Below are 13369 nucleotides of genomic sequence, written 5' to 3' on the forward strand. Positions count from 1 at the left end.
TGATCGGCATAGGGGACGGCCAAGAGGCCGTACCCCTGCCACACCACCCGGCATGCGGGTCCGCACCGGGCGGTTCGAGAAGTTGAGGTTAGGAGAGTCGAGGTACCCCCAGTCGATCGAAGTAGGCGATAGTGAGCACGCGTTTGAGAGCACGGTCGCTGTTGCGCCACCAGCAACGGTTATTCGCCGCCACCTGGCGCGCTGTTTCAGCGGATGCACCCAACGCACGGAGTTCCCGGTAGATGGTAAGGCCATGGCGCCAGTGTTTAAGCTGGATAGCGCGCAGCCGGTGACGCATCCACTCCTCCAGTGCCGACCACACACTGGGCGTTTGCGCCATCCTGAAGTATGCCTTCCACCCCAACACGTAAGGCCGTAACCGTTCCACCACCTCCTTCATGCTGCGCCCGCCAGAACGGCGGGTCAGTTCACGAATGCGACGCTTAAACGCCAGGAGCGGTTTGGCCGCTACCTTGCGCTTCACTACACCGCCCGGAGCTACCCACAAGCCGTAGCCCAGAAACTTGCGGCCGAACACGCTCGCCACCGCGCTCTTGGTCTCGTTGACCTTCAAGCGCAGCCGACCATACAAGCGTCGCAACAGTGCCATCACTCGTTCACCTGCACGGCGGCTACGAACATACACGTTCGAATCGTCGGCGTAGCGCACGAAGCAATGACCCCGCCTTTCCAATTCCCGATCCACCTCATCGAGCAGCACGTTGGCCAGCAATGGTGATAGCGGCCCGCCTTGCGGCGTGCCCTGATGTCTTTGCTGCACCACCCCGTCATCCATGATGCCGCTGTTCAAATACGCCCGGATCAACTGGATGACTCCGGCGTCGCCAAGGCGTTTCTGTAAGCGGTCGATCAGAATGTCGTGATTGACCCGGTCGAAGAACTTCTCCAGATCCACGTCCACCACAACCCGCCGCCCAGACTGCACGTACGACTGCGCGGTTAACACCGCGTCGTGCGCACTGCGCCCGGGCCGAAAGCCGTAGCTATGCTCGCTGAAGGTAGGGTCCAGAATCGGCTGCAACACCTGCAGCAGTGCTTGCTGGATCAGCCGATCCGTCACCGTCGGGATGCCCAGCTCGCGCTCGCCTCCGTCCGCTTTCGGAATCGTCACTCGCCGTACCGGACTCGGCCGGTACGTCCCCTTTAGCAATTGCTCGCGGATCACAGGCCACACCGTCACCAGGTGTCGGGAGGTCTGATCGATATCCAGACCGTCTACACCCGCAGCGCCTTTGTTTGCCCGTACCCGCTTAAACGCCTGCTTCAGGTTCTCTCTCGTCAACGCCGCTTCCAGCAGCGCCGACCCTGTGTTCCCGGATTCATGCCGCGGGCGGCAAGCTTCGTCACTCACGGGTACACGCGCAGCTTCACCGCGCGCTACTCCCGCTCGCCCCGTTTGCCCGGGCATCTGACGCAATGCCTGCCACATCGACATGACGCTGAACACTCCTTCTCGTTCGGCCCTTCATCACTAGCTTCAGCCTCACCGGCCTATCCTGTGACTAGTACGGCCTCTGCTGACTTCTCGCTCCGACTCGACGCCGTCGCCCTTTCAGGCACGAGGCGAGATCTCCCCAGGTAAGAACGCAATCCTTCACCGCACAACCGCCGGATCTACAGCACCTGATCCTTGACCACGAGAGCTTCGCAGTTTCGTGCCTGCTCGCCCTGATCGGCACCGCCTTCTATCCGGTTCTTGTCCATCGGCTCGCGGCTTCGCTCCACGCTTCCTCCCCACGCTCGGTCACCCTCACGCAGTTGCGCTTCGCTTCGTTCGCTGTGGTCAACTCACGGGAGGACTCGCACCTCCAAGATTGCGCCCATGCTGGGCGCACACGAAAAAAAAGCTCCACTGATGTGGAGCTTTTTTGTTTTCCAAGGCGTACATAGCTTGACCCTCTCGCGACGATACGAACACGCCGAAGCTACATTGCCCTGATGTGAAGACGGCCATCGGGGCATTTTTTCAGGTCCAACCGCAACCTGCATGGTCGGATTCACTCCATCGCGTCCTAAACGGACCCGCCTAACAATTCGCTTAATACTTCCTTATTAATCAGATTAATTAAAGTTGATTCAAAAATGATAGTTATGAAGATTAGCGTGAATTAATTGATATAACTATTAGATGCTCGCTACTGCCTAGCGCCTTTATACACGGGGCTCTCGCCGTTGCGCAAGAGCAATAGTGGTATGTAATTCCGCGAAAAAATACGCAGTTACACTGCGTTACGTATTTACTACTGCGTTAAAACGTTTCGTTCGTGTAACATTCCGGAATTGTGCGGCGCGGGAAGCGTAATTTCCGGTGCCAGACGCAGCGCGTAGTTTTTGCCGTTCTAGCTAAATCGCCTGGTAGCCAAGGGACGAACGCTTTCGTAGCGTTCGGGGGTTTTTCTTTGCCTGTTTCTACCTCTGTCGCTTAACGTGGATTGCTCAATGAGAACGCTTTTACATCTCGTCAACTCGATCCTGCCGGTTCTCAGCGCCTTCGCCAGCGGCCTGATTGCCGGGGGCGCGCGGTGCGTCAAATGTTCGTTCCGGTTCGCCGCCTCCAGTGCGTTCGAGCTTGCGAACTCAGCGTCCTCCAGCGGTGGATGCGGGCATGCAGATGATCTCCAGCGGATCGGCAAGGCCGCGTGATCAGTGTCCTGCAGTGGCCGCGTTCTGTGCCTGAGCGACCACGGCACAATCGCCAAGTCCATCCAGACCAAAAATCGCGTTCGTTAGCCCGGTTGTGGCATCCACGACTGTTCCGCAAGCCGACTTTTGCGCATTGTTCTGAGCGTTTAGCACTGCAGGCGACAGGTAATTGTAATAAATCTGTCGCTGCTGCATAGTCCATTAGGACTCCTAATAAGTGAATCGGAAGGCCGTATCTCAGCGGCTGCGACCGAAATTTCTAACTGAGAGATGAAAGGGCTCGTGTTGATCAGGCCGCGAAGTGGTCGATCCAGATGCTCTTTTCTTAACCTTTTCGTCTGAACATTCGGCGATGGAGAATTTTATGAATTTAGTACAACGAAAGTTTATCGGCCTATCCGCGCTTTGCCTTTCACTCGCCGCTTGCGGCGGCGGCGGTGGCGGCGGCGCAGCGAATGATGCCAATGTGGCAGGTTCAGCTACTAACATCGACATTGCACAGCATCCCGCGTCGGTCAGCGGAACGGCAATCCCGCCTGCCACCGCGATCAACGATTCATCGGGTGCGGTCTGGACGCTCAATAATGGCGTGGTCCTCAGGGCAGGCCAGACGACTAATTCGACTGGTACAGCGACTCTGGTACTTTGGTACGCAGGGAAGATGTATATGACCAATTCGGCGAACGTCTGGTCGGTATGGTCGAATAACAGTTGGGCCGCGTCATCCGATCCGCGTCCGGTGGCAGCAGCAACTGCGGCACCCGCAGCGATACCTGCTGCAACCGCGGCGCCCGCAGCGATACCTGCTGCAATCGCGGCGCCCGCAGCGATACCTGCCGCAACCGCGGCACCCGCAGCCGCAGCCGCAGCAACCCCGGCGAAAACGTCCACCACGTCTACGCCGGCAGTTTCCGCTGCCGCGCCGCCGGCCGCAACGACGCCGGCGTCGACAGGTCCGGCAATTCCTTTCTACGGCATCAACGGCCACTACGTGCAGGGCGGCTTGTCTCAGTCGGTCCCGCTCAGCACGCAAGCTGCGTCGCTGGCTGACCTGGGAATACGCAACTTCCGGCAGGACATGTACACGACACAGGACGTTGATACCTTCGTGAACACCGTGATTCCTGGACTGGGCTCTAACGTGCAGGTCCAGCCGGTCATCATCGCTAATCCTTACGACGATCCGTCTCTGAATGGCGCCGCGCCGACCGAAGCAAGCGCGTATGCCTATGCATATACGATCTCGGCCTACGCCGCGACCAAGCTTGCGGGCGTCCCGGTGGTGGAGTTCGGCAATGAGTATGACCTTGATAGCCACAACGCACCTATTGCAAGCGATGGTGAGAGCATTACAGATTACGATAATTCCACTTTCCCCGTCTGGCGCGGCTCCTTGCGCGGCGCCGAAGACGGCTGGCGCTCGGTCGATACCGGCCACGTCACCAAGGTCATTGCGAACGCAACGTCGGGCTGGCTGCATTTCGGCTTCCTCGCGGGTCTGATGACTGGCACGCAGCCGGACGGCAGCACGGGGCATCCGACGATCTCGCCCGATATCATCCAGTGGCATTGGTACCAGGACGGCGGTGACTTCGAGAACGCCATTGGCACGTCGGGTACCTACAACGTGCTTGCAAAACTGAAGTCGACGTACAACTTGCCGATCATCTTCACCGAAATCGGCACGAGCCCGGAGCAGAGTACAGCCGCGCAGCAGACGTACATCACGAAGACCATCGCGGAGCTCGCTGCAGCCAAGGCCACATACAACGTGATCGGCGCGACCTGGTACGAGTTATACGACTATCCGAACGACGCCTTCGGTGTGTTGACCAGTGCCACCGCCCAGAAGTCGACCTATCCGACCTTGAAGTCGATGATCTCGACAAACCCGGTGGCTGCGACGGCGCATTTCTAAGCGCATTGTTGAGCTGCAAACGCGTAGCCGCAGCGGACCGCTGCGGCTACGTTCATTTTATGACCGGTACATCGTCCTCCGGTGTATCAGCGGGATCGAGTCGATCTTGGCTGGTGCATGGATGCTGATCGTGTCACGAATGCTCCCGTGCCGGGTTCCATGCCCGATGTCGTAAGCATTCGGATGCGGGGCCTGGCGCAATCCGCAAAGGCGTTGACGACGCGCATGGGCGCGCAAAGACCCCTTATTCATCAGAAGTTTACTGTGGGCGAATGCATCGAGCCAGACGCCCCGATGCGGCATCGAACGCCGTGTATCGATTCAATCTTCTTCGAGCAATGCCTTCCGCGTGCGCTACCCGCGGCGCGCAAATCAACGCGAGCGGCGAAAAAAACTGACGTAATCCGCAAGGCAGTCCTTGCTACGCGGCTGCATCGCCGTGTTCTTGCACGCGTGCCGCGATGCTCACTGATTTAGCACGCGCCCGGCTCGGGCGATCCATCCAGACACGCGCTGTCGTCTCTCCACAGGACGTTTCTCGCTCTTAGCGAAATCTCCCGCACCGCAAGCGTAGTGGCCCGCCGCCCATACGCCTTGACCTGTGCCGTGCCGCCATCGCCGCGGCGCTCTACATCGATTTGACTAAAGCGCGAACGCTCGCGGCTGCCTGATCGCAGCCATGAGCGTTTGGCGCGCCTCCGATTTGTCTTTCTTGAGCTTGCAGTTCGAATTGCGTCCGCGATATGTGCCCGCCCGCACTGTCCCAGTTACCGCCGGCACCTATCGTTGCGTCTGTACGCATGCAACGCCGGGATACATGCGAGTTCATCGGCATGATCGCGAGTGCGACGACTGACCTGTCGCGCGCTCCGCGGTCAATGGATTTGGAGTCGCGAGGATCAACGGTGATGCGCGCAATTCAGGTTATCGACAGGTCAATTTAGGAGAGGGTCGCATGAAAGCACGGCTAGTCGATCATGAGCACGCCCGGAAATCCCTCAACACAGTCCAGGTACTCGGGATGAATTCATGCGCCGTGTTGACTGCTCAGGCAGAGGCTTTGTCGGCAGTGGTCGACGGCGCACTGCAGACCGATCCCAAGTCACCAGACGGGCGCTCACCGCGAGAATTCATGATGCAAAACGTGTTTGCAGGGCGAGTCAGGACTGCGGTTTCGATCACACGGTTGGCAAGTACCGTCGTCGCGGAGGTCTTGTGAAATTTGCAATCAATGGAAAGTTTACTGCGCAGCGTATTACCGGCGTCCAACGGGTCGCATATGAACTGACGCGCGCCTTGCAGGCGCGCGAGCTTCCTGCGGACGAACTCGAAGTGGTGGTGCCACGGGATGCGGCGGGCGCCGGTCTGGCGCTCAAGCGCAAGCGGATGGTTGCATGGTTCAAAGGCAATGTATGGGAGCAAATCACGCTGCCCCTTGCGACCAGTCACCAGACACTCATCAGCCTGTGCAATACGGGGCCTCTCTTCAAGAATAACCAGATCGTGATGCTTCACGACATGGCTGTGTACGACGTTCCCTATGCATTCTCGAAAAAATTCAGGCTCTGGTACAAGCTGAAATTTTCGATCCTGCATCGGCAGTCGAAGGTCATCCTCACGGTGTCGGCCTTCTCCAAGGAGCGCATCTGTCACCACCTCGGTATTGACAAGGCCCGCGTGGCGGTGATCCCCAACGGTGCCGATCATCTCGATCGCGTAGTCAGCGATCCTGCCATCTTGTCGCGGCTGGACCTGACGAAAGGCGCGTATTGCGTCATCGTGGGCAGTCTCGATTCGCGCAAGAACTTGCAGCGAGTACTCGATGCGTTACCGCAGCTTGATCATTTACGCGATATAAAGTTTGTCGTCGTGGGCGGTGCCAACCCGCGTATCTTCGGTGCGGGCCACGCCATGGAGCAGGAGCAATCCGACCAGGTCGTATGGGCGGGCTTCGTCACGGATGGCGAGTTGAAGGCGCTCTACGGCGACGCGGCATGCCTCGTGTTTCCCTCGCTCTATGAAGGGTTCGGATTGCCGCCGCTGGAGGCGATGTACTGCGGTTGTCCGGTCATCGTATCGAACGAGGCCTCGCTTCCTGAGGTGTGCGGCGATGCAGCCATGTATTGCGATGCGAAATCGGTCGATGACATCGCAGCCAAGATTTCGCTGATGATGGGTGACAAGGAACTGCGGCAGCGGTATCGCGAGATGGGCCTGCGCCACGCTCAGCAATTCAGATGGGATCGCGCCGCGAGCAAGCTGCTGCAAGTGTTATACGGCGAGGCCTATGCAACAGCGCCGCAGCTCTCCGAGCGCCCGACGGTGGGGTAAATCTGCATTGCTCGAGGGTCTCTCGAGCCGGCCGCGCCTCTTCTGACTGGCATTTGTGCCCAGACACGTCTGGATACAAGTGCCAGTTTTCACATAAACGGAACAAGCGGCGACTCCGCCGCTGTGACCACTGACGTCGTGGCCTCCAGGCCGAATCGCAGCGAAACCAGATGCGCTTATAGAACGTCTACGGTTGTAACGTGCCTTACCGGTGAATGCTGAGCCGCTTCCGACTCAAGCTTTCCCGAAAGCACGCCGGCGCGGCCTCCCATCGCTCGACAAGCGGGTGTCGCAACTTGCGTGAACTGTCGTTGAATGTAGGGCTGACGAAAGAGGCTGTAAGCGTAAGCGGCTTGGGAGAAAGTCGGGGAATGGAAAGAACATCGCCAACCTGAGTGCTGAAGCAAGAGAGCAACTCAAAGGGATTGAGAGTGAGGGCTTTACCGAACGCGCAAGCTTATCAACGTTCTGAGTTGCCGGGCCTCTTCGAGGCTTCGCCGCCACTGCAGGCAAGAGGTCGGCATTTAACCACCGGCGACGCCCGCATAAGGCTTTCTGGCATGGCAGCATCCGGGACTTACGACGTAACAAGACACTAGTCGCTCATCTGCAATGCGCAGCCGTGCATATCACCAAACATCGGACGATGGGAAATACGAGTTTCACTTATGACGCGAGGGGACGTCGTTTAAGAAACGGTACTTTCTCGAAATACAGCGTTGCCGCCATGGCTACCGCGATATACGTCTCAACCATGAGCACACTTGCCGCGGCGCCTTGCTCGCCATAGAGCCTGGCAAGCACAGCCAGCAATCCGAAATTCAAGAAAGCCGAGACAATCAACACGCGGCTGAACTGCGATCTCATCCCGAGCGGAAGCATGGTCTGCACTCCGAATATGTCAGAGAACCCCGACATGAGCGGTATGAAGGCCATCCATCGGAGGACGTTCACCGTGGGCAAAAACTGCGCACCGTAAAGTATTTTGACCGCCAGCGGCGCGCCAAGGAAAATCGTCAGCGATACAACCGCAAGGAGGCCGCCCTGAAACACAAGCATCTTTCGCAAGAAATTGAATGCGTCCTCGCGGGCGTGATGCATCAGGTAGCTGATACGCGGATAAGCCGCGCTTCTCAGCGGGGTCATCATACCAAGCGCTGCCCGTATCAGTTTGTCACCGGCCGAGAAGTAACCCGCTGTGACGTTGCCCGATATCAACGCAAGCAATACGACGTTGCTCGACATAAAGATATCGAAGAGGGCTGTTGCCATGAAGACGCTCCAGCCGTTCTTCAGCGCTTTCACAATATCGCGTGCAGGGACGGCCACGAAATCCAGTTCGCGGCGCACATACAAGTAGGTGACAATCGCAATTCCGGACAGCAGCGGCACGAACGCGTTGACGCCCATCGCCCAGTAAATGTCATGGCTCGTGCGCACCAGCAGGAACATTGCCGGCACACTCAGCACGCGACCGATGAACACGATGGAGCTGAGCACGCGGAGGTCTTCAATCCCCTGGAAATACCAGGTGGGAATCAACATGGCGCCAATGGCCGTGCCAAAGCCCAATAGCAGCAAGCCGCGATCTTGCGCGAGCCGTTCGAAAATGAACGACAGCGTCACCAGCACGACAAGTCCAGTTATCGTGATGAAGGCTTGCGACAGCATGGTTTCCCAAAAAATGCGCGAACGCTCAGCGCGATCGTCGCGCTTGATGGAAATTTGCGGTGTCGCGGTCAGACTGAAACCGTAATTGGTCAGAATGACGAAGTAATTGATGAAGGCCATCACAAACGCGAGGCGCCCATAACCACTTGGCATGAGCACTCGCGTAAGCAACGGCAAGGTAAGGAGCGGCGCCGCGTAGGTCGAAACTTGCAGCATCATCAACACCGCAAAATTCTTTTTGAAAGAAGCCATCGACTGCGTATCCTGACTTGATTAGCGCCTAAGCGTTACGCCGCGTTGCGACGCCAGCCGAGCGAAGAGAAACATGGAAAACGACGCGAGGTGACGTTCACGGTTGCATTGCGGAAGGGCCGTTGCCGCGACGGCCGTCACAAAGCTAACATGAACCTGTCAAGTGTCGCATCGCCTAAGAGATGCATGCGGGGAGCCAATAGCAATGACGGGGAACGGGAGCAAGTGCCAAATCCACCGCTCGTCCGTTTTCCTCGTACAAATGCGCTAAGTTCATCCCTCGAAGAGTCAGCCTGATTGTAGGCGGCCGTTATTGGCGGGCTCGGTGCGCTGCGCAACATTGTGCGGACGAATGGAATTCGTAAGGGCAAAGCATTCTCCTGCTTACAGAAAGATCTGCATGTGCGCCATCGAACAGTGCTGTCCAGGCTGCAGCGGTCTAATCGAAGCGGCGACCCATGTTCGTACCAGCAGTTTGCGTCCGATCCAGACGCTATTTGCGATGTGGCAAGCGACCACGCTGAGCTGTCTACGCGCAAAGAGCGAGAAGTCATGAAAGTAGCAGTTGTCCATGATTGGCTAGTGACAGCCGAAAGCGCGGAAAGGGTTCTCCAGTCTATATTGGAATGTTTTCCACAAGCAGACGTCTTTACCATTCTTGACGTTCTGGAAGATCGCTCGTTCCTCAAGAGCCGGCGGGTGTACACCTCGTTCATCCAGAAGCTCCCGTTCGCGCGCACGCGATACAGGAGCTATCTGGCGTTGATGCCTCTCGCGATAGAACAATTCGATCTATCGGCTTACGATCTCGTTCTCTCGAATTCGCACGCGATTGCCAAGGGAGTGCTTGTCGGCCCAGACCAGTTGCATGTGAGCTACGTGCATTCGTCTCTCCGCCATGTCCGGGATTTGCAGGACAGGGACTTGAGGAAATCCGGGTTCGCGTCAAGTCTGAAATCGGTCCTTGTGCGCATGCTGCTGCACTATATCCGCGGGTGGGACTCGCGTTCGGCCAATGGCGTCGATCATCTGGTTACCAGTTCGCGTTACGGCTCGCGGCTGATTCAGCAGGCTTACCAACGTGACTCGACGGTGATTTATCCACCGGTCGACGTCGGCGGGTTATCGGTCGGAATACATAAGCAGGACTTCTACGTAACGGCGTTGAACAGGGTCCCGCGCAAGCGCGTCGATCTGATCGTAAAGGCGTTCTCACAGATGCCGGAGAGACGCCTTATCGTCATAGGCGACGGCCCTGATATGGCCAGGGTCAAGGCTGCGGCGGGCCCTAATGTAGAGCTCCTCGGGTATCAACCGTTCGATGTGCTGCATGATCACTTGCAGCGCGCTCTTGCGTTTGTCTTTGCGGCCGAAGAGGATTTTGACATTTCAATCGTCGAAGCGCAGGCATGCGGCACACCGGTCATCGCATTCGGCAAGGGCGCCGCGCTGGAGACGGTCATCGGCTTGCCGGACGAGCGGCCCACCGGTGTATTTTTCAGGGAGCAAACGATCGAGTCGCTGATTAGTGCTGTCGACACGTTCGAGCAGCATTCGGACCGCTTCAATTCGACATTTTGTCGTGAAAATGCCGAACGCTTCTCTGCTGGAAATTTCAAAGCGGCGCTTTGTACGTTCGTGGAAGTTCGATTGGCGAGTTTCCGCTCGGAAGTGGCGCCTTCAGGCGCCCAGCCGCCATTGGTTCGTCAAGGGCCACAACGACCGCCGCCGGCAGACCGAACCTCTGACCTCAATGACCGCCGTGGTACTGCCGTTGAAGACGCGAGGCAGGACAGTACGTCACCGCGGCGCCGGTAGCTGCCCACAGGACGTGCAAGGCGCTTCGCGGGGCGCAGCAACGGCGCGCGCCAAGCATCCTGTTCAGCGTGCGTCGCCGTACATTCTTGGCTTAACCGCGCATATACGATCCTTCCAGCAGATGAATGAAGTCGATGGGCGGCACGCTGGCAGCGTCGAAGATGCCTGTTGTCGAACATTTGGCGGTCGTCAGAGCTCTGCCTCGAAGCGTTAGGGCAGCACGGCTCGTGTGATATCACCGATGGAAAAAACAGAGTCAGCTTGTCGCGCATGGGCGCCAGGGTCAGTCAGCGTTGCTGATCAGGTTACGTCTGCTGTGCCGGCCAGCTCATCAGTGTTCCTTCATAAATAACGTCATTGTGGTTGAGCGGTAAGCATCGTTGGCGGGCGAGGTTATTTCGATAGCCGGAAGCGTTTTGTTATCCACGGGCTCGGCCTTTATCTTTTATTGCAGGGGTTTGACATGAGTTCATACATCGGGCATTCGTCGTTTAGTACGGCGCCGAAGAAGAGCGACGGGCTGATTGACCTGTGGCGCAGCGTGGTACGCCACAAGCGGCTGTTCATGGCGATCACGGGCACGTTCGTGGTGGTGGGCGGGCTGTACATTTTGCTGGCGACGCCCCAATACCGGGCCGAGGCCATGCTGCGGGTGGAAAGTTCGTCCAAACCTGGCGCCTCGCTCAGCGCGCTGTCGGATGTGTCGGGCACGATGAGCGCGACGGTGTCGGCAAGCGACGAGAGCGCGGTGCTGACATCGCGCAGCATCGTGAGCGATGCGATCGCTCAAACCGGTGCGCAAACGAGCGTGCAAACGGGAAGTCATTTCCCGTTGATTGGCCAGTTCATGGCCTCGCGCCATGTCAACGCTCAAACACTGGTGCCGCCGTTTCTGGGCTTGAGCGGCTACGCGTGGGGCGGCGAGCTGCTCAAGCCGGGCGTCTTCACGGTGCCGGAAGCGTCGCTGGGCGACAAGTTTCGCGTGGTGACGGGCGAAGCCGGGCAATACACGCTGTATGACAAGGACGGCGAGGCGCTGGCACAGGGCCGCGTCGGGCAGCTGGTCTCATTTAGCGTGAGCACACCCGATGGCAGTGCGCCTGGCGAGTTGCGTATCGACACGCTGCGGGCGCGCCCGGGCGTGGAGTTCACGCTGCGCAGCCAGTCCGCGCAGACGGTCTATGAGCGCGTGAGCAAGGCGCTGAAGGCGTCGGTGGCGAGCCAGGGTTCGTCGATCCGTGACCCCTCGATCATGAGCCTGAGCTATCAGGCCGATTCGCCCCTGGCCGCGCAAATGCTGGTCAACACCATCGTGAGGACGTATTTGAAGCGTGACGAACAGTCGCGTGCCGAGCAGGCGCAGCTGAGCCTGAACTTCCTGCGTGGGCGCCTGCCCGGGCTGAAGGCGGATCTGGAGAGCGCGGAGAACCGCCTCAACGATTACCGCACGAAGACGAGCATGGTCGACATGGGCCAGCAAGGCACGGCGCTGATCACGCGCTTGAGCACGTTGGCCGATACCCAGACGCGCTTGCAGCTCCAGCTGGACGAGCAGAAGCAGAAGTTCCGCCCGGATAGCCCGACGTATCAAGCGGCCGCTTCGCAGCTCGATCAGGTGAACCGGCAGATCCAGGAGCTGAGCGACACGGCGACGAAGCTGCCGAGCATTCAACGCGAATATGTCCGGCTTGCGCGCGATGTGGCCGTGAGCACGCAGTTGTACACGAGCGTGCTGACCAATGCGCAGCAACTGGAAGTGGCAGCGGCGAGCACGGCGCCCGGCGTGGGCGTGGTTGACTGGGCGATTACGCCGGAGAAGCAGGCGTGGCCGCGCAATGCGATCGTGTTGCTGGGTTCGATTCTTGGCGGGTTGTTCGTGAGCGCGGCGACGGTGCACCTGATCTCGCTGAAGCGCAAGGAACTTCGGACACCGGAAGAAATTGATTACATCTCGCATGTGCCGCGTCTGGCCGTGGTTGCGCAATCGTCGGCGCAACTGCAGCACAGCAGCGCCGCACGCCGTCGCCTGGGTACGCCGGCCAAGCTGTTGGCGGCCAATAGCCCGACGGATCCGGGGATCGAAGCATTGCGCTCATTGCGCAGCAGCATGAAGGCGTTGCTCGAGACGGGTGACTTGTCGGCGGGCAAGGTGATCCTCTTCACGGGGCCGACGCAGGGCGTGGGCAAGAGCTTCGTGTCATCGAACTTTGCTTATCTGTTGGCGGAGACGCACGCTTCGGTGGTGCTCATCGATGCGGACATGCGCCAGGGCCGTCTGCGGCATCTGTTGAAAGAGCGCAGCGGCGCAGGGCTGGCCGAAGTGCTGGAGGGCACGGCTCGGGTGGAAGAGGCGATCGTGAAGCTTGATCAGAGCAACCTCTCGGTGCTGAACGCGGGGCTGAGTGTGCCGGCGAACCCGTCGGAGCTTCTGGGACGGCCTGCGTTCCAGGAGATGCTGGCCAAGCTTCGCGAGACGTACGATTACGTGGTGATTGATTCGCCACCCGTTCTGCCGGTGAGCGATGCGTTGTCGATCGCTTCGCAAGACTGTGACCTGGTGCTGCTGGTGTCGCGTGCCGATCACACGGGTGCACGGCAGTTGGAAGAGACGATTCGGCGGCTGGAGAATGTTGGGGCGAGGGTGGGGGGCCATATCTTCAACGGTTTCTTGCCGGGACGGTACGGCGAGCGCGACGAGTACGGTCTTTACCTTGC

General features: G+C 58.8%; 8 protein-coding genes. 6 read left to right on the forward strand and 2 right to left on the reverse strand.

Going from position 1 to position 13369, the window contains the following annotated elements; genetic code table 11:
• Positions 1-88: 88 nt before the first annotated feature.
• A complete protein-coding gene (gene ltrA, locus ACMX25_RS40025) occupies positions 89-1456 on the reverse strand; it encodes a group II intron reverse transcriptase/maturase (RefSeq protein WP_414952672.1) in 1368 nt (455 codons plus the stop codon).
• A 1004-nt stretch (positions 1457-2460) separates the two neighbouring features.
• Here ltrA and ACMX25_RS40030 point away from each other — a divergent pair.
• From ACMX25_RS40030 to ACMX25_RS40045, 4 genes are all read left to right on the forward strand, one after another.
• Entirely contained in the window at positions 2461-2664 is a 204-nt protein-coding gene (locus ACMX25_RS40030; protein WP_414955341.1) for a hypothetical protein, read from the forward strand.
• Between the two features lie 769 nt (positions 2665-3433).
• Positions 3434-4582, forward strand: coding sequence for a beta-glucosidase (locus ACMX25_RS40035; RefSeq protein WP_414955347.1), 1149 nt, complete (start codon positions 3434-3436; stop codon positions 4580-4582).
• Between the two features lie 955 nt (positions 4583-5537).
• Entirely contained in the window at positions 5538-5801 is a 264-nt protein-coding gene (locus ACMX25_RS40040) for a hypothetical protein (RefSeq protein WP_414955342.1), read from the forward strand.
• Complete coding sequence (locus ACMX25_RS40045) at positions 5798-6913, forward strand: glycosyltransferase family 4 protein (RefSeq protein ID WP_414955343.1); 1116 nt, start codon at positions 5798-5800, stop codon at positions 6911-6913. The genes ACMX25_RS40040 and ACMX25_RS40045 overlap by 4 nt, the downstream gene beginning before the upstream one ends.
• Before the next feature lie 666 nt (positions 6914-7579).
• Here the strand turns inward: ACMX25_RS40045 and ACMX25_RS40050 are convergent.
• A complete protein-coding gene (locus ACMX25_RS40050; protein ID WP_414955344.1) occupies positions 7580-8836 on the reverse strand; it encodes an oligosaccharide flippase family protein in 1257 nt (418 codons plus the stop codon).
• A gap of 552 nt (positions 8837-9388) precedes the next feature.
• On the opposite strand from ACMX25_RS40050, the gene ACMX25_RS40055 reads away from it, so the two are divergent.
• Together ACMX25_RS40055 and ACMX25_RS40060 are read left to right on the forward strand one after the other, a co-directional pair.
• Positions 9389-10654, forward strand: coding sequence for a glycosyltransferase (locus ACMX25_RS40055; RefSeq protein WP_414955345.1), 1266 nt, complete (start codon positions 9389-9391; stop codon positions 10652-10654).
• 463 nt (positions 10655-11117) lie between these two features.
• The coding region (locus tag ACMX25_RS40060; protein WP_414955346.1) for a polysaccharide biosynthesis tyrosine autokinase at positions 11118-13369 on the forward strand (2252 nt) is incomplete at its 3' end.

The sequence above is a fragment of the Caballeronia eucalypticola genome (assembly GCF_047608185.1).
Classification (GTDB): domain Bacteria; phylum Pseudomonadota; class Gammaproteobacteria; order Burkholderiales; family Burkholderiaceae; genus Caballeronia.

What these genes read in the sequence shown, in the direction of transcription:
- ACMX25_RS40050 (WP_414955344.1), bottom strand. Translation starts at nt 8,836, where the DNA reads ATGGCTTCTTTCAAAAAGAATTTTGCGGTGTTGATGATGCTGCAAGTT.
- ACMX25_RS40030 (WP_414955341.1), top strand. Translation starts at nt 2,461, where the DNA reads ATGAGAACGCTTTTACATCTCGTCAACTCGATCCTGCCGGTTCTCAGC.
- ACMX25_RS40055 (WP_414955345.1), top strand. Translation starts at nt 9,389, where the DNA reads ATGAAAGTAGCAGTTGTCCATGATTGGCTAGTGACAGCCGAAAGCGCG.
- ACMX25_RS40040 (WP_414955342.1), top strand. Translation starts at nt 5,538, where the DNA reads ATGAAAGCACGGCTAGTCGATCATGAGCACGCCCGGAAATCCCTCAAC.
- ltrA (WP_414952672.1), bottom strand. Translation starts at nt 1,456, where the DNA reads ATGTCGATGTGGCAGGCATTGCGTCAGATGCCCGGGCAAACGGGGCGA.